Source organism: Pseudoalteromonas holothuriae, from assembly GCF_945859825.1.
GTDB lineage: Bacteria > Pseudomonadota > Gammaproteobacteria > Enterobacterales > Alteromonadaceae > Pseudoalteromonas > Pseudoalteromonas holothuriae.
The window spans coordinates 111,886-128,900 of record NZ_CAMAPC010000008.1 but is presented as its reverse complement, the minus strand read 5'-3'; the positions used below and the strand labels follow the sequence as shown (position 1 = coordinate 128,900).

Genomic DNA, 17,015 nt, shown 5'->3' with positions numbered 1-17,015 from the left:
GATATACTGAGCCGTAATTATAGCTTTGGCCTCACTCTTAGAAGGCGTGCAAACCGTGGTTTACCGTATTTAGTCAAACCTTGATAGCGATATGTGATTTGCGAACCAATTTTTGGTGGTTGCTGACGGAGTTGATCGCTAATGCCGGTGCCAATTTTGAACTCAAGCCCTTGCTCACTTTTTACCTTTAGCGCGCCTATCATCCCTTTATATTTACCTTTACCTTCGGTATAACCAATCACAATTGCTTCAGCGTCTTGATATGGTTTGTACTTTAGTATTCGGTCAGAACGACCTGCTTGGTGTAATGCATGCTTTTGGTGAAGTATTAAACCTTCTCCACCGCGCATTAAAACCATCTGATAGTATTGCTCAAGTTGTTGTTGATGTTCAAAATGCAGTTGCTCCACGGCATGAATATGCGTGGTTTTCATACGGTTTATTTTTGCTTGGTAATGCTGATACCTTGCACTAAATGGTAAAGCAGGATCTGGCGCATCAAATACGAGGTAGCGCACTTGTTGCCAATCCGCATCTCGTTGTCTCTTACTACGTGCTAATGCACTAACAAACGCAAATTGCTTGTAGCCAGACCACAATTCGCCCTCTAACACCTCATTATCAAGCGGCTCAGTGAACCACGCTGGCGCTGAAATAATTAGCCCACTTTTAGTAATTAGATTATGGCCGTTCCAAATTGCCCTAACACCATCAAATTTCTCACTCACCAAATAGTCTGTCAGGTTAATATCTTTGTGGTATTGATTTGCTAATTCAACTTTTTGGGGGATCTTAGCCACCGAGGCAGCTGCATAGTTAATAAAACCCAACAACAATAGTATCCATACTTTCATTTTAAAGCTCCTTGCACTTAATAGAGCTATTAAAGTTAGAACAAATATTCATTTATGGGTAGTCATAACACAGGTTGCTATTGAACAGCGGACTTTTTGCAAATATTGATTATTTAATACCAATTTGATTAAAACATTGATCAGTCTAGCGAGCTAAATGACTCACGTGAAATAATCCAATGATGATACTTCATTCAATTTTTTGATGCTTTTATATATTAATAACAGGCTATTACAAGTTAAAGTAAAGCTTGAACGGGCAAATTTTCATATCCCGATATCTAGTTATTAAGCATACTGGGTAGCATTGTATTGAAATTGCCTGCTGGTTATATCAATTGTTGTATTTGCTGCCAAGCAGCTTGTAAATTTTGTACTTGATAGGTTGCTTTGGATAAGTCTTGCTGCTTTGAGTGATGATTAGGGACCACAATCGTTTTTAATCCAGCAGAAGTGGCTGATGCGAGACCTGTCTGTGTATCTTCGATGGCGAGTGCTTGACTTGCTGTCAATGATAAATGCGTCAACGCTTTGCTATATGGCTCTGGGTGGGGCTTTGCATTTGCCACATCGTCTTTACACACGATATATTGAAATAATTTATCTAACTGGTAGTGCGCAAGCACAGGAAGCGCCTCTGCACGCGTACTGCCCGTAACAAGTGCGAGGGTAAACTGTTTACTCGCTTGGGCTAGTATCTCTTTAGCAAAAGGCATCAACTTAGGCGATAGCGTAGCCGCTACATCAACAAATAAACGGTTTTTCTGCTCAGTGAGTGCTTCAGGTTGCCGATTTAAACCATGCCGTTGGTTGAGAATATCAGCCGCTTGTAAGCTCGGCACGCCACTAAATTCATCACAAAATGACAACTCATCATAATGAATATTCCAAGGCGCTAAAACTTGCATCCAACTTTGGTAATGGAGTACTTCAGAATCCACTAGGGTTCCATCGAAATCAAATAAAATGGCCTGTAAACTCATAATGCACTCCTTGAAAGTTAACTTACTTGGCTAAACCCGCGGGTGGCTCAGCGCTTGCTTCAAGCCCACTTTCAACTTCGACTAACTCATAGCCGCGAGCCTTTCTCTCAACTTTGAGTATGGGTTTATCAAACGCTGATTTTAACCTCTCAGCATCGGCTTGTAATTCAGCAATTGTACGACCAAATGGAGCTGCGCCCGTTTCTGACCAGTTCGTCACCTTACCATTGAGGTTGTATTCAACTTCATGTATTTGATAAAGCTCCGCTTCATCTTTGGTAGCTTCACAAAAAATGATACGGTAATTCCAAAATCCAGACATCTTCTTTCTCTTTATTTCTGTGTTGTAAGGGACTGTATCAGCTCTGGCGAAGCTTTTCATTACAGACAATAAAAAACCCACTTAAAAGCGGGCTTTTTCATCATAATGTGATGTGTTTAGTTTAGAAAAAACGAACCTTAAACTCAGCACCTATATAACGCTCTTCATTCAACATGCCCGTGTTGTTATTGAAGTCTACACCACCAATAACCACTTGTTCATCAAATAGATTACGAACAAATGCCGATACTTCGTACTCGTTATCACCTGATACCCACATATAACCAGTGCGGATACCTGTTTCAAACAAGGCTTCCCCTTCAAACTCAATTGATTTATATAAAAAGAAATCAATTTCGCTACGATATGACATGTCGCCGTATATGAAGAAGTCTCCTCCTTCTAGCTCTTTAGTATAACGAAGTGTTGCATTTGCAATCCACTCTGGCGCATGTGGCAAGCTATTGCCATCTAAAATAGCTCTAGTTTCAGGACCAAATGACCCCTGAATTTCATAGGTTGGGTCTGTCACTGTACACTGACCACACACAGCTACCGCTAAGTCATTATCGTCTAACTCAGTTTTATTGTAACTTAAGTTAAATGTCGCATTTAGTTCATCGGTTAATACCCACTCGGTATCTAACTCGAAACCATATCCTGTGGTTTTGTTTGCATTGATTAGACGGTTGAAGTTTGCACCACCACCTACAGCTGTTAACTGCTGGTCATCCATTTGGAAGTAAAATACCGTCGCATTAACACGACCTTGACCATCTAAAACGTCTGATTTAATACCCGCTTCTATTGAATTAATAGTTTCAGAGTTAGCAACTGTTACCGCATCTCCAAACAGAATGCGACCCTGAACACTTGGAGCGCGAAAACCATTTGCAACTCGAGCAAACAGGTTAATGTCATCACTATACTTATATGCAGCACTTAGATCCCAACTAACATGGCTATCACTAGGGTTAGCACGACCTTCTAATAAATCTGCAGCACCGGTAGGGCTCTTCGTACGTTTAGCATAAAACTCTTTATCATCATCTGAGTAACGAAGACCCGCGGTAATTTTTAGCTTGTCAGTTACAGTGTAATCCACTGAACCAAATACAGCCCATGCTGATGTATCTTGATTTTGAACAGCATAACCGTTTTGTAGGCCAAAGTTGCTTGCTGCTGCATCATAACTTAATGTGTCGTAAGAAATACTCTCGATTGTTAAGTCTTCTTCAAATAAGAACACCCCAACTTGATAGTTGATGTCACCAGAGAAATTACTTGAAAGGCGAAGCTCTTGTGTATACTGGTCGTGATCAGGAATTGCATCAGCAGTTTCTGATGGAAATGGAATTATACCCGGACCTTGAAAACCGATAAATGCCGCACCATAACCACCATCAACATCTGCGCGAGAATAAATTTCTGCACTTTCCCAAGCCGTAATTGAAGTAATGGTGTGTTGTGCTAAGTCCCACTCAAGCTTAAGGTTTAAACCTTGGGAGTCAACTTGTTGTGTTGAACGTGACGCAGCATCATGGTAAACAACATCATTATCATAAGCAGGGTTAATATTATTGGTGCCTTTTTCGATTAAGTTGGCACGAAATGCAATTGGGCGACCATCTAAATCTCGTACATGATAGTTTAATAAACCAGTGAAATCGTCACCTTCATACAAAAACTGCACGCGTGCCGCTTTTTCATTATAACCACCTAATGAATCTGCTTTTTCAAAACCAGGAGCTTTTATATCAATATAATCTTCTTTGTCTTGCCAAAGTAGTGAAACGCGTGCTGAAAGACGCTCAGTTAATCCTGCACCCACCGCACCTTCAAAGTCAACAGAACCTTTACTGCCATATGATACCGCACCGTATGCATCAAAAGACTGACTTGGCTTGACTGAGTCAAACTTGACAAGACCTGCTGGTGTATTACGACCAAACAATGTGCCTTGCGGACCACGAAGTACTTCAACACGTGCAACGTCAAATACAGGGAAACCTTTAAGGATTGGGTTCTCTTGCACTACTTCATCAACCACTAAAGAGACTGGCTGCGATGCATTTAAGTCAAAATCGGTATTGCCAAGGCCACGAACATAAAAGCGCGGAAATGTACGGCCAAAAGAGGATTCTACAGATAGGCTAGGAATTTTCGCGTTCATAAAACGAATATCCATACCTGCAGAGCTATACGCGTCTAAGTTGTCTCCTTGCAGTGCAGATACACTAACAGGCACTTCCTGTGCGTTCTCAACACGCTTACGTGCTGTGATCTGGATAACCTCAAGCTGGTTGCTTTTTGCATCAGGGGTTTGTTCAGCAGCGAGAGTAGAAAATGAAGTACCTGCTACAGTAGAGAGCAACGCTGCATTAATTAAAGTCGCTAACGTAGATCTTTTCATTGCATTCATGTTGGGGCTTAACCTTTTATGTGCACTCTTTTTGTTCAACGGTATGTATGGTCGCCGTATCACTTGGCGTGGTACGTTCAATTTTTCGCGTTTATATTTACGCGGACCTTACAATCGAGAGTGCAAAGCGAGTTTGTAAGGCTGAACGTGACGCAAACATTATAGCAGCAAAATAAAATATTACTGCTAAGCCAACAATAAAAAACAGAGTTTTTTTAATTTTTAGCAACAATTACCCCGACGTTCACAGCTTTTAGCAACAAAAAACCAAAATAAAGAGGACATATGTCCTTCCTCAAAAACCCCAAAAGTGCACCACTAGTTTTTAGCTCATTTTAGAAGTGCATACCCGTTAATATTTTAGAACCACGGTAAAAACTACGTAAATTAAATATCATTCTCACTATAGAGAGGGTGAGTTCATACTTTTGAACACACCTTTTTGAGTAACTTCATCATACTCAATTACCGCAACCGCAGCTGTATTAAAAATAGGTAATTGCTGTGGACATAACTGTTCCACTAAATAACTCACAATGGGCATATGTGCGACTATCAGCCATATGTTCAGCTGAGTATTTAAGCTTATCAACGTCTCAAGATAATCAATCGCAAACGCAGCATTGCCCGTTGGGATTACGTCCTTGCATATTTCTACATAGGTTACATCATTAATTGCCAATACTTGCTGAGCCGTTTGCTGTGCTCTTATATATGGGCTAACCAATACAGCTTGAGGTTTATAATGCCCTTTCAACCACCACGCCATTTCCTTTGCTTGATTAACTCCTCGCTCTGTAAGTGGGCGAGATTCATCATTTGCATTAACCGGTTCAGCTTCACCATGGCGCATAATTAGGATAGTTTTCATTACACTCTCGAATGTTCTTGTTAAATTTGCCAGATAACCAGTAGCTAATTACTGCGTTTGTTCGCTATATTAAAACAAACGACCCTTAAACCTAAAGCAAAGTGTACGTTATTCATAGAACATTTATGGATGCTTTGCTTACATTTTCTATATCGGCGGCAACAATTTGAAAGTTAGTAATAATGATAATCGCACCTATCACCAGCTCACACTCGACAATGGTCTAAAAGCCCTCTTAGTGAGTGATTACTCTAGTGATAAGTCTGCCGCGGCGCTCACCGTCAATGCAGGCCACTTTGATGATCCGATAGACCGTCAAGGAATGGCCCACTTCTTAGAACATATGTTATTTTTAGGTACTAAGCAACACCCTCAGCCTGGACAGTTTTCACAATTTATCAGTCAAGCAGGTGGGCAAAGTAACGCATGGACAGGTACTGAGCATAGCTGTTACTTTTTTGACTGTGCACAACAACAGTTTTTTGATGCCTTAGCACTGTTTGCAGAATTTTTTGTGGAGCCTTTATTAGATGCCTCACAAACTCAAAACGAGCGAAATGCTATCGACGCTGAATTTAAAATGAAAATAAAAGATGACGGTAGACGAATTTATCAAGTACATAAGGAAACTGTTAACCCCTTACACCCTTTTGCAAAATTTTCTGTTGGCAACAGTGAGACATTAAGTAATCGAGATGCATGTATTGCTGATGAAGTTCGTGAGTTTTTCCAACAACACTATCAAGCTCAGTGGATGACTTTGGTTGTAGCTGGCCCCCACTCTCTTGTTGAACTCGAAGCTCAAATTCGACAGCAATTCAATCCTATAAAAGGGACTAGTCAACAAAAGTGTAAAATCAATACTCCCCTTTATCGTAAACAAGACCAGAGGCTGTTGTTACATATTGCGCCACGTAAGCATATGCAAAAGCTTATTGTCAGCTTTGCAATGGGTGGCATTGACGATTTATATAAACACAAAAGCGTTAGCTTTTTAGCACACCTGCTTGGCTATGAAGGTGAGGGGTCCCTGTACTCTATCTTAAAACAGCAAGGCTGGATAAATGCGCTTTCTGCAGGTGGTGGCGTCAGTGGTAGTAACTTTAAAGACTTTAACATAAGTTTTGCGCTTACCGATGAAGGGATTGATTATTACGAAGACATCATAGAAATGGTGTTCGAATATATCGCTTTAATCAAAATTAAAACATCATCGCTACCGCTGCTATATAAAGACAAAAAAACCTTATTAGATATTGCTTTTAATAACCAAGAACCAAGCCGTTTACTTGAGTGGGTAAGTAATATTAGCGTAAACATGCACCACTATGAACCCGATGATTACCTGTATGGTGATTACATTATGCAAGGCTTTAACGAGCAACTGCATACTCGTATATGCAACTTCTTAATTCCAGATAACATGCGTGTTGTATTAATTCACCCAGATGTAAGCGCACAATTGAAAGCACGATGGTATCATACGCCATACCAAGTAGAGCAACTCAGTACAGAGTGGCTCAGTGCATTAGCGAACATTGATACTCCACTTCCTGAAATGCAACTACCTAAGGTAAACCCATACCTGCAAGTTGAAAACGAATTATATGACGTTACGCAAAAAAGTCACACTCCGACTTTACTCAAAGATAAACCGGGCTTTGCATTTTGGTTTAAACAAGATGCTACTTTTCGCGTCACAAAGGGCCACTTCTATATCGAAATTGACTCTTTACTGGGTATAAAAAATACAAAGCATATGGCACTAACACGCTTATTTGCTGATTTATTGATGGATAGTATGGCTGAGCAATATTACCCCGCTGAGCTTGCTGGTTTAAACTATCATATTAATTCTCATCAGGGGGGCCTGACTTTGCACACAGCGGGCTTATCAGGCAATCAGATTACTTTGGCCTTGCAATTACTTGAACATATGTTGCATGCTGTGATCAGCGCACCGCGTTTTGCAGAATATAAAAAACAATTAATTCGGCACTGGAAAAATCATAATCACAACAAACCTGTGAGTGAGCTGTTTAGTGTACTAGGCGCAAAGCTCATGCCTTGGAACCCTGAACCTTTAGCATTAGCAAAAGCGCTTAAAAACATTAGCTTTAATGAGTTTTGTCAATTTCGAAATCAGTTTTTTGACTCTGTCTATATCAAGGCTTTCTTGCATGGTAACTGGCAGCAACAGCACGCTCTAGACATGCAAAAGCAATTACGAGCACTCTTTTCAAAAAGTGAGATATTAGAAGACTTAAAACGTCCTCTTATCGTGTTAGACAGCTACCAGCATCAACATATTGAAAAGCCGGGTTGTGAATATGCACTGGTTTACTATATTCAAGCGCAAACCGACAAGGTATTTGAAAAGGTTGCATTAATGATGCTCAATCAACTCATTAGCCAGCAGTACTTTGAATCCTTAAGAACGCAGCAGCAGCTGGGTTATTTGGTTGGCGCAGGATATGCCCCTTTTAATACTCGTGCTGGCATTGCGTTTTATATTCAATCTCCCAACATTAACGCCCAACAGCTACTTACAAAGCATGACCAATTTGTCTCTCAATTTATTGAACAACTAGACTTGTTTGACGATGCAATATGGCAAGATGCCTCTCAAGCATTACGCTTACAAGTTGCAGAAAAAGACAAAAATCTTCGACTAAGGGCGCAAAGGTTTTGGATTGCAATTACTAATGATGATCATCAATTCAATATGCAAAAAAGATTAGTCAAACAAATTGACACGCTAGACAAAGAACAGCTCATTAGCTTCATAAAAATGGTATTTTCATCATCTCATCCAAAAATAGCACTGCGGTGCAATTAACATGAGTGGTTATCATTTTAAACGCTGTTTACTACAGTTTTATACGTTTAAAGTCCGTAAATAAGCAATTAGACTATTGCAAAAAAGACAGCTCAACATGACTTGGGACCTAAAAAAGTAACAAAGTACATAATTATCTTTGACTCACTCTCTCGCTTCCTTTAGATTAGAGCGTGCGATAAATAGTTATGCATCTATGATAATAAAACAAATAATTAAACCTATACTCTTCATGATGCTGTTGAACTCAGTGCTTAGCGCCCCTCTCGTAGCACTTACCCTAAGTCAACAGCTAAATCACCTAGATCCTTTCTGGGCGGGTATTTGTTTGACATTTTTCCTGTCAATCCTTTATTTACTATACAGCAATAATAAACTCAGGCGTGCTCAAACAACTTTACAACATTCAGAGCAAAGATTGAAAAGCACCGTTGAGGGCAGTGGTGACACCCTGTGGGATTGGAATATTGCAACAGGGGCGGTCGTGCGCATCAATGACAAATATATGATGCACAAAAGCGAAGCTGGACATTTCATTCCAAATGCAGATCGGATTCATCCACAAGATCTCGCGCTTGTCGATAAGTTATTAAAACAGCACTTCTCTGAAAAAACTGCATTTTTTGAAGCCAGTTATCGACTCAAAGACAATTTAGATCAATACCACTGGGTATTGGATAAAGGTAAGATTATTGAAAAGGATGAAAACCTCAATCCTCTAAGGATGACGGGAACTGTTCGTGATATTAGTCACCTAAAAAGCACTGAAGAACGGCTAAACTTATTTGCTAAGTGTGTAGAATCGCTCACTGATGCTATCGCTATTTATGATCATAGATTTCGTCTTGTTGATTTAAACCCTAGCTACTTAGGGCTATTTGGTGGCACCAGAAACCAATATATTAGTAAAGCATTTAGCCTGCCCGGTTATGATGAGCGATACATCAATCAAGTAAAGACCAACCTTAAAGAAGCAGATCATTGGCAAGAGGAATTACGACTTCGTAATCACAAAGACATTTTATTGCCTATTGAAGTAACAATCGATGAAATAAGAAATAGCCACGGACAAATCACTAACTATGTGGTCGTTTATTCAGACTTAACTGAACGTAAAAAAGCCGAGTCTCAATTACACAATCTATCAAACAGAGACCGAACGACAGGTTTGCCAAACCGTAACTTGTTCTTCACTAATTTAAAAAAGCTCGCCTGCCAAGATACCCACCATGCACTTTTAGTATTTGACTTAGATAATTTTAAAAAAATAAATGACTCACTGGGTCATCAACTTGGTGACAGCTTGCTTGCCAAATTAGCAATGCGACTAAATAAACTTGTTCGCCAAAAAGATACCTTGTACCGCCTTGGCGGCGATGAGTTTGCATTGGTTATGGCAGGTACTAACGATATTCACACAATTACTCGCACAGCTAAACAATTCTTAGCTGCAATAGCGACACCATTTAAAATGGCAAATCATGAGCTAGTCATTACATCATCTGTGGGCATTGTGCTGTTTCCTGAAGATGGTTCAACACCCGAAATCTTATTAAAGAATGCAGACACAGCAATGTATCATGCCAAGCAAAAAGGCAACCATTACTTATTCTTTAATGACTCTATGAATGAGCAAGCAGTAAAAAGGCTACAAATAGAAAACCTGATGCGCTTTGGACTCAAAGAAGACCATTTCGTGGTGTACTACCAACCTAAAATGGACATCAAAACAGGTCGCCTGGTTGGTATGGAAGCATTAGTGCGATTTATCACCCCGAAAAAAGGCATCATTAGCCCTGGCGTGTTCATCCCTATTGCTGAGGAGACTGGGCAAATAATCGAAATTGGAGAAGTCGTTCTAGATAAAGCTTGCAAAGATGTAAAGCGTTGGATAGATCAAGACCTCTTCGATGGTCGAGTGGCTGTAAACTTATCAGCTAAGCAGTTTAGTTTGCCAGATCTAACAACTCGAATAGATATTATCTTGCAAAAAAATCAACTTCCTTCTTACTTTCTTGAATTAGAGATCACAGAAGGGACAATTATGGACGACCCACAAGAAGCAATTTCAATCATGCGTTCATTAAGTGCCCGTGGGATACATTTAGCTATTGATGACTTTGGTACTGGTTATTCATCTTTAGCCTATTTAAAACAATTTCCTTTGAATACGCTCAAAGTAGATAAAGCATTTGTGGATGATATGACCACTGAGCGTGGACGAAACATGGTTGACTCTATTGTTACTATCGCACATAACCTAGAACTTCATGTAGTCGCTGAAGGAGTTGAAAAAGCAGAGCAACTGACAACATTAGAGCAACTCAACTGTCAAACTATTCAAGGGTACTTTTATTCTAAGCCACTTTGTGCCAGCGAATTTACAGCATTCTTAAAAGCACAAAAACACCGAGAGAACGAGCAAACACCGCAATTAAAAGTCGTTAAATAAAATTAAGCTCGCCACATACAATACTCTGAAATTTGGTTGCGAAGCCATAACCTACGATAATGAACACTGAGTAGATACCAAGCACAAGGACCACACATCAAACCTGCAAACACCCATCGTTTAATAGGCATACCCTTACGCACCGCCTCAATATATAAAACCACAGCACCTAACAAAGACAACAAAAACCATATCATAAACTCAACAAGCCTAACGCAACTTTTTAAAGGTTGCGCAGCATACCAAACAGGATGGTTTTTGTACAATTAAACATTAATTGTTGCAAAATATTGCATTATTTAATTTAATAGCAGCACAATTCAGTATGTAATAAACGAAAAAACTCATATTTATTATATATACAGTTGATTATTAAATAATTTATTTAATAATCAACTAAACTGTCTTGTAAATTGAAACTATGAGGTATGGCTTTTTACAGTGGCATGTTTGTTGCGCTACTTAAATATTTTTAAGGCTCGCGTTAGGCACTTTCGTAACAAATTATGCATTGCTCATATTTAATGAAAGTCTGTTGGTACTAAACACATCAAAGAAGTGTTTCTACACCAGCTAATTGAAGTTAACTAAGTTGAATTAACTATTTTTTACAAAAATCTTAGTGAACGCGTTAATTAAATTAGACTTTCTGGCCGTTTTAAAACTCGGCCATTACAGTATTTTTGCAATTGCTGCTAAAATTAGGCCATGTTGTTTTAACTTATTTAGTTACGTCAAGGATACGGTCAATGGATCATAAAAGCGTACATGACTACTTGCAGAGCAAGCCTGCAACGTTTATTACACAGCCATTTGCACAAGATACCGATGTGTACAAAGTGCAACACAAGATGTTTGCTACCCTTTCTGAGGGTAAAGAAGGTCAAGTAAATGCTAACGGTGAGTTAGTCTGGTGGCTTAATTTAAAGTGCGACCCTGATGAGGCATTGTTACTTCGAGATGAGTTTCCAGCTATTGTGCCAGGTTATCATATGAACAAGCGGCTGTGGAATACAGTTATTTTAGATGGGTCTGTGCCTGCAGATAAAATCAAAGATATGATCGATAAATCATATGATATCGTTGTTGACAATCTGCCGACAGCACAAAAAGAAGAGCTTGCTAAAATAGCAGGTAATAATTAATTTGCTAAAGTTTGGTTTCCCTCGCAATAAAAGCGAGGGCCACTTATCTGATTCTTTTCTCTAACCTCTCCTCGCTAATAATCATAAAAATGTATTAAAATAAAACAAGCTGTTCATAATTCTATTTCTCACCTAATAACATCAGGTTTGGAGAAGGGCTTTGAAATAGTAAATACGTAATAACGCACATTTTTTCTCATCCAATGATAATATTTCGTTCAATATCAAGTCACTTTGTGCAGTAATAGCTTTATTGAACAAATCCGCTTATTCAGAACTGAGGTTAAATAGTACGTTCAAACGAGGAACTATGTATGAAAAAAATCGCAGTACTTACCAGTGGTGGTGACTCACCAGCCATGAATGCAGCACTCAGAGCAATCACTTTGAGCTGTGGTTATCATCAACTGCAATGTGTGGGCTTTTATCACGGTTATAATGGATTAATTGACGACCAACACGTTGATATGCAGAACTTAAATATTAATTCTGCACTGCAGCACGGTGGCACTATTTTAAAAAGTGCTCGTTGCCATTCCATGTTATCAAATGAAGGGGTTATGCAAGCCTGTAACACTTTGCGAAAACATGATATTGATGCCCTAATCGTTATTGGTGGTGACGGGTCGCTCAAAGGATTACAAGCAATAAAGCAACACTGGAAACGACAAGTGATAGGGTTACCTGGCACCATAGATAATGATCTAAACGGCACAGATAACACCATCGGTTTTTCAACCGCAGTTACCACTGCGACCCATGCCATTGATAAAATTCGTGATACTGCCAATGCGTTTGAACGTGTGTTTATTGTTGAAGTCATGGGCAGACACAGTGGTCATATAGCCTTTAACGTAGGTATTGCTACGGGCGCAGAAGCCATTATTTCTTTTGAAAATTTTTCTAAAGACCAAGCCAATATAAAAGTTAATGAAATACTCAAAGCAATCGAGAAACAAGCAAGCACCCATGGTAGTTTTTTAATTATACTTGCCGAAAACTTATGGCCTGGTGGCGCTCAGGCACTAAAAGAAAGTTTAAATAAGCAAGGTCAGTTAAATAGCGCAATGTGTATTCTTGGCCATATTCAACGCGGTGGAAGCCCGACCCCAGAAGATAGAAACCTTGCAACTGAACTAGGCCTTGCTTCAGTTGACGCAATACTCAATAGCAAAGACAATATCATGATTGGTAAATGTTCAGGCACAGTAGTAGAAACAACACTTAATGATGTGATAAACACACCAAAACAGCTAAACACTGGCTGGGTGAATGCCCATCAAGAACAGTTAACGTACTACTTAAAATAACGCTGAATTTAACCACAAATGCGTTAGGACACTGGCGAAATAGCCTAACGCAATAACTGGAGCCCATTTTAAGTGACCAAAAAAAGTATAATATCCCCTCGCCTGTCCCATTAACGCCACACCAGCAGCAGAGCCTATAGATAACAAACTCCCCCCAACCCCAGCCGTTAAAGTAATCAATAACCATTGCCCATGCGACATCTCAGGTTGCATTGAAAGTACAGCAAACATAACAGGAATATTATCAATGACCGATGATAGAATGCCTAAAAATATGTTCGCCGTCGTTGCACTCCACTGACCATATAACACATCAGACATCAACCCTAAATAGCCTAAAAATCCTAACCCCCCAACACACATTACAATGCCGTAAAAGAACAATAATGTATCCCACTCTGCTCTAGCTACTTTATGAAAAATATCAAATGGTACCACACTACCTAGCAGGTCGATTCGCTGACGATCGCCTTGCCTCTGAGCTTTGGTTTGCCTTCTTTTCAAAGTAACTCTTAAGTAATAACCGAAAAATTGAAGGTAGCCAAGCCCCATCATCATCCCCAAAACAGGAGGCATATGTAACAAGCTATGGCACAAGACTGCAGTTAAAACAGTAAGTAGAAACAATGTCAGAATACGCCTTGCTCCTCTTAGCATCGTAACCGGTGTATACACAGTGGAAGGGGTTTTCTTCTCTACAAATAAACTCATTACTGCCGCTGGCACCATATAATTGACAAGTGAAGGAACAAACAAAGCAAGAAACTCATTAAACTTTACCAGTCCAGCCTGCCAAACCATTAAAGTCGTAATATCACCAAAAGGGCTAAATGCACCACCTGCATTGGCTGCAATCACTATATTAACGCAACATAAATTAATAAAACGTTTATCGCCTTCGGCAACCTTCATAATTACCGCGCACATTAACAATGCCGTCGTTAAGTTGTCGGCAATTGGAGAAATAAAAAAGGCCAAGAACCCGCTGATCCAAAATAGGCTTAAATAGCTAAAGCCTTTTTGTAACAACCATGCCCGCAATCTATCAAATACTTTGCGCTCTTCAAGTGCATTAATATAGGTCATCGCGACTAGCAAAAAGAGCATTAGTTCAGCAAACTCAAGTAAGTTATGCCTAAAAGCATGTTCAGTTACATGAGGAATATCATGACTTACATAGTAAATACTGATAAGTATCCAAATTAAACCAGCCGCCACCAGCACCGGTTTAGACTTTCGAAGATGCAACTTTTCCTCAAGCATAACTAACGCATAAGCAACAAAAAAAATAGCAATGCATACTATGCCAAGTTTCGATGAGGTTAAGTCTAACGGCTCACCACTTGCCCATGCTGGGGTTATTAATCCAACGGACATGCATATAAACCACCCAAACCTACCACACAACGCACCCATGACTTTCCTTTAATAGTTACTTTATTGATTCAAAGGATTTATACCAATTGCATTAAATAAATGACCAGATATTGCAATAGATAAATGACTTAGTAACCAGACAAAAATTCCGGTATGTAGTTATGCTATATACTGGAATTTTTAACACAGTTAATGAGTCATTTAACTCCTAGAATGATCAATGTTTTAATAAAATTGGTATTACTCAGATACAGAAAAACCTGCACCACAAAACCACACCAGTTTTGATGCTTAATAGCAAGAAAGCATCATCTGCTTAATATGCTCTCGCGAAAAGACAAAAAAATAAATTATGCTTTGGTATTAGACTAACAAGGAAAATAGGAATGAATATTGTAAAAATAAGATAAAAAGAACTTAAAAAATGCATACACCATCAAAACCAAGACAATCATCCCTCTTTGGTTTCAATGGTGTTTAATTCATACAGGTTATTTGGCCGTGAGCTTTTCCAAAGCTAAAATTAGCAATAAACCAGCAATTGCTAATGCAATACAAGTACCTGTTTGTGGTGCTAGGCCCGTTACAGACGCAAACTCTATCGGACTCACATTTTGCTGTAACAATGGCTTTTCTAAGCCATGTGAATTGGTATAAGTCGACAATACTGTTTTCCAAGGCCAAAGTAGGTTCAAAGAACCGAGTAAAAAACCAGCTAGTAATGAAAATGTTACCTGCTGGTACTTGTCTAACAACCAAGATAAGAACCGAGAGAAGATCATCAACCCAACCGCACAGCCCATAACAAATAGGCCAACAAGCAGCAGTTCTTTTTCTGTTACCGCGCTAAGTACATGGCCATACATGCCAAGCAAAAGTAAAATAAAACTTCCTGAGATGCCTGGCAAAATCATCGCACATATAGCAATCATGCCTGAGATAAAAAACATCCACCAATGAGGCTGAGCTTCAGTCGGCGCGATTGTTGTGATCGCAAAAGCAGCAACAGCCCCAACTATACAACTAAACACTGTTGGCCACCGCCAATGAGTGACTTGTTTTGCAACATGCACAAATGACGCGACAATCAGGCCAAAGAAAAAAGACCATACTAAGAGCTGATGATTAGCAAGTAAATAGGTGATCAATTTGGCAAGCGAGACTGCACTTGTAATCAAACCCGCAAATACCGTTAATAAGAAAGCACCATCAACATGAGTCCAAAACGCTTTTAAGCCACTTTTTTGTAGTATCCCTAAGGCCTCTAAATCAAAACTTTTAAGTGCATGTAAGAAACGTGTATAAATCCCTGTTATAAACGCGATAGTTCCACCAGAAACACCTGGTACAACATCTGCGGCGCCCATCCCTGCTCCTTTTAAGAAGAACCAAACATAGTCCCGTTTTGAATCACAATGGCGTGTCACTTTTTTACTCCATGTCTAAATTTGCCGCTAGTTTAACGTAAATAATCACATCAAACAGCACTACACCTTTAACATTTATGTTGTCGTTGTTTTTTTACTTAAAAAAACCTGCTTGCTGCCGATAAAAGATTATTGTTTATCTATATAGTATCGCTATGTCATTTGTAACATGCGTTTTATGCGTTTTAGTATTAACTATTAGTGGAACCAGCGATGCAGCCTCTGCACAATTTGTCATGCCTGAGCCTAGCGTTACCATCGAGCAACGCGATTTAGTTAAGTATTTTCCTGATAAATTAATTGAGCTTGAGACCGATGAAGGCAAAATACTAACTCTATTTTCTCCCTATATGAGTGCAAGCAAACGAGGAGTAGCGATAATACTACCGGGTGCGGGCCAAGGCCCTTTATCTGTGCATGGTTTAAGTTACCTCTCGCAAGCACTCACTGATGATGGTTTTGATACTTATGCTGTTCAAACTCCGCACTTAAATTGGCAAGCAGATTTATTGCAAGTCGACCCAATAACGACACAAAATGAAGAAGCTGCTGAAGCAGATTACACAGGGCCGTGGTCAGAGCCGATGTTAAATGATTATAAAGAGCAATTACTGGCAAGCTTTGATGTTCTATATAATCAATTGCAAATGACCAACCAAGAACAACTGGTGGTCATTGCCCATGGAGTCAGTGCAGGGGTATTTTCCGAGTACCTTGCATCATTGCCCAATATCAGGATCGATGCGTTTGTTACAGTCAGCGCCCAGCTACCTAACACAAAAAGAAACAAGCATTTACCCGCTGTACTTTCGTTGGTTAGCCCGCCGTTACTCGATATTATTTACTCACAAGATACTCAGTCGATTTTAGACAACGCAAAGCAACGCATTAGATGGGTTAAACGAAATAACAAGTACGATTACCGACAACGCGAGCTCTTTGGCATTAGTACCGAGCCAAGGCAACATCAGCGTTTGCGCAAAGAGCTGGATGGTTTCCTAAGGCAATTATAA

General features: G+C 39.5%; 13 protein-coding genes. 5 read left to right on the top strand and 8 right to left on the bottom strand.

Going from position 1 to position 17,015, the window contains the following annotated elements:
• Positions 1–17 precede the first annotated feature (17 nt).
• The 5 genes from OCI93_RS12120 to sixA form a co-directional block, all read right to left on the bottom strand.
• Positions 18–854, bottom strand: coding sequence for a DNA ligase (locus OCI93_RS12120; RefSeq protein WP_261626494.1), 837 nt, complete (start codon positions 852–854; stop codon positions 18–20).
• 329 nt (positions 855–1,183) lie between these two features.
• Positions 1,184–1,837, bottom strand: coding sequence for an HAD family hydrolase (locus OCI93_RS12115; RefSeq protein ID WP_261594381.1), 654 nt, complete (start codon positions 1,835–1,837; stop codon positions 1,184–1,186).
• Positions 1,838–1,859: 22 nt separating this feature from the next.
• A complete protein-coding gene (locus OCI93_RS12110) occupies positions 1,860–2,159 on the bottom strand; it encodes a PepSY-like domain-containing protein (protein ID WP_261594382.1) in 300 nt (99 codons plus the stop codon).
• Between the two features lie 121 nt (positions 2,160–2,280).
• Positions 2,281–4,581, bottom strand: a complete 2,301-nt coding sequence (locus tag OCI93_RS12105) for a TonB-dependent receptor (RefSeq protein ID WP_261594383.1) — start codon at positions 4,579–4,581, stop codon at positions 2,281–2,283.
• A gap of 403 nt (positions 4,582–4,984) precedes the next feature.
• On the bottom strand, positions 4,985–5,452 hold the full coding sequence (sixA, locus tag OCI93_RS12100; RefSeq protein WP_261594384.1) for a phosphohistidine phosphatase SixA: 468 nt from the start codon (positions 5,450–5,452) through the stop codon (positions 4,985–4,987).
• A gap of 166 nt (positions 5,453–5,618) precedes the next feature.
• On the opposite strand from sixA, the gene OCI93_RS12095 reads away from it, so the two are divergent.
• Together OCI93_RS12095 and OCI93_RS12090 are read left to right on the top strand one after the other, a co-directional pair.
• Entirely contained in the window at positions 5,619–8,291 is a 2,673-nt protein-coding gene (locus tag OCI93_RS12095; protein WP_261594385.1) for an insulinase family protein, read from the top strand.
• Between the two features lie 232 nt (positions 8,292–8,523).
• Positions 8,524–10,743 carry a putative bifunctional diguanylate cyclase/phosphodiesterase gene (locus tag OCI93_RS12090; RefSeq protein ID WP_410007633.1) on the top strand — a complete coding sequence of 740 codons (2,220 nt, stop codon included), beginning with the start codon at positions 8,524–8,526 and terminating at the stop codon, positions 10,741–10,743.
• Positions 10,744–10,745: 2 nt separating this feature from the next.
• On the opposite strand, the gene OCI93_RS12085 is transcribed toward OCI93_RS12090, so the two are convergent.
• Positions 10,746–10,940, bottom strand: coding sequence for a hypothetical protein (locus OCI93_RS12085; RefSeq protein ID WP_261594387.1), 195 nt, complete (start codon positions 10,938–10,940; stop codon positions 10,746–10,748).
• Between the two features lie 552 nt (positions 10,941–11,492).
• On the opposite strand from OCI93_RS12085, the gene OCI93_RS12080 reads away from it, so the two are divergent.
• The gene (locus tag OCI93_RS12080; RefSeq protein ID WP_261594388.1) at positions 11,493–11,888 is read left to right on the top strand and encodes an MmcQ/YjbR family DNA-binding protein; all 396 of its coding nucleotides are present in this window, start codon (positions 11,493–11,495) and stop codon (positions 11,886–11,888) included.
• Positions 11,889–12,202: 314 nt separating this feature from the next.
• Complete coding sequence (locus OCI93_RS12075) at positions 12,203–13,198, top strand: ATP-dependent 6-phosphofructokinase (protein ID WP_261626493.1); 996 nt, start codon at positions 12,203–12,205, stop codon at positions 13,196–13,198.
• Here OCI93_RS12075 and nhaD read toward each other — a convergent pair.
• Both nhaD and OCI93_RS12065 read right to left on the bottom strand, forming a co-directional pair.
• Positions 13,190–14,575, bottom strand: a complete 1,386-nt coding sequence (nhaD, locus tag OCI93_RS12070; protein ID WP_261594390.1) for a sodium:proton antiporter NhaD — start codon at positions 14,573–14,575, stop codon at positions 13,190–13,192. The genes OCI93_RS12075 and nhaD overlap by 9 nt on opposite strands.
• 491 nt (positions 14,576–15,066) lie before the next feature.
• The gene (locus OCI93_RS12065; RefSeq protein ID WP_261594417.1) at positions 15,067–15,942 is read right to left on the bottom strand and encodes a DUF368 domain-containing protein; all 876 of its coding nucleotides are present in this window, start codon (positions 15,940–15,942) and stop codon (positions 15,067–15,069) included.
• Between the two features lie 215 nt (positions 15,943–16,157).
• Between OCI93_RS12065 and OCI93_RS12060 the strand changes: the two genes are divergently transcribed.
• Positions 16,158–17,015, top strand: a complete 858-nt coding sequence (locus tag OCI93_RS12060; protein ID WP_261594391.1) for an alpha/beta hydrolase family protein — start codon at positions 16,158–16,160, stop codon at positions 17,013–17,015.

Coding starts and splice junctions, on each gene's coding strand:
- OCI93_RS12075 (WP_261626493.1), top strand. CDS start 12,203: ATGAAAAAAATCGCAGTACTTACCAGTGGTGGTGACTCACCAGCCATG.
- sixA (WP_261594384.1), bottom strand. CDS start 5,452: ATGAAAACTATCCTAATTATGCGCCATGGTGAAGCTGAACCGGTTAAT.
- OCI93_RS12065 (WP_261594417.1), bottom strand. CDS start 15,942: ATGGGCGCCGCAGATGTTGTACCAGGTGTTTCTGGTGGAACTATCGCG.
- OCI93_RS12120 (WP_261626494.1), bottom strand. CDS start 854: ATGAAAGTATGGATACTATTGTTGTTGGGTTTTATTAACTATGCAGCT.
- nhaD (WP_261594390.1), bottom strand. CDS start 14,575: ATGTCCGTTGGATTAATAACCCCAGCATGGGCAAGTGGTGAGCCGTTA.
- OCI93_RS12080 (WP_261594388.1), top strand. CDS start 11,493: ATGGATCATAAAAGCGTACATGACTACTTGCAGAGCAAGCCTGCAACG.
- OCI93_RS12110 (WP_261594382.1), bottom strand. CDS start 2,159: ATGTCTGGATTTTGGAATTACCGTATCATTTTTTGTGAAGCTACCAAA.
- OCI93_RS12090 (WP_410007633.1), top strand. CDS start 8,524: ATGATGCTGTTGAACTCAGTGCTTAGCGCCCCTCTCGTAGCACTTACC.
- OCI93_RS12060 (WP_261594391.1), top strand. CDS start 16,158: ATGTCATTTGTAACATGCGTTTTATGCGTTTTAGTATTAACTATTAGT.
- OCI93_RS12085 (WP_261594387.1), bottom strand. CDS start 10,940: ATGATATGGTTTTTGTTGTCTTTGTTAGGTGCTGTGGTTTTATATATT.
- OCI93_RS12105 (WP_261594383.1), bottom strand. CDS start 4,581: ATGAATGCAATGAAAAGATCTACGTTAGCGACTTTAATTAATGCAGCG.
- OCI93_RS12115 (WP_261594381.1), bottom strand. CDS start 1,837: ATGAGTTTACAGGCCATTTTATTTGATTTCGATGGAACCCTAGTGGAT.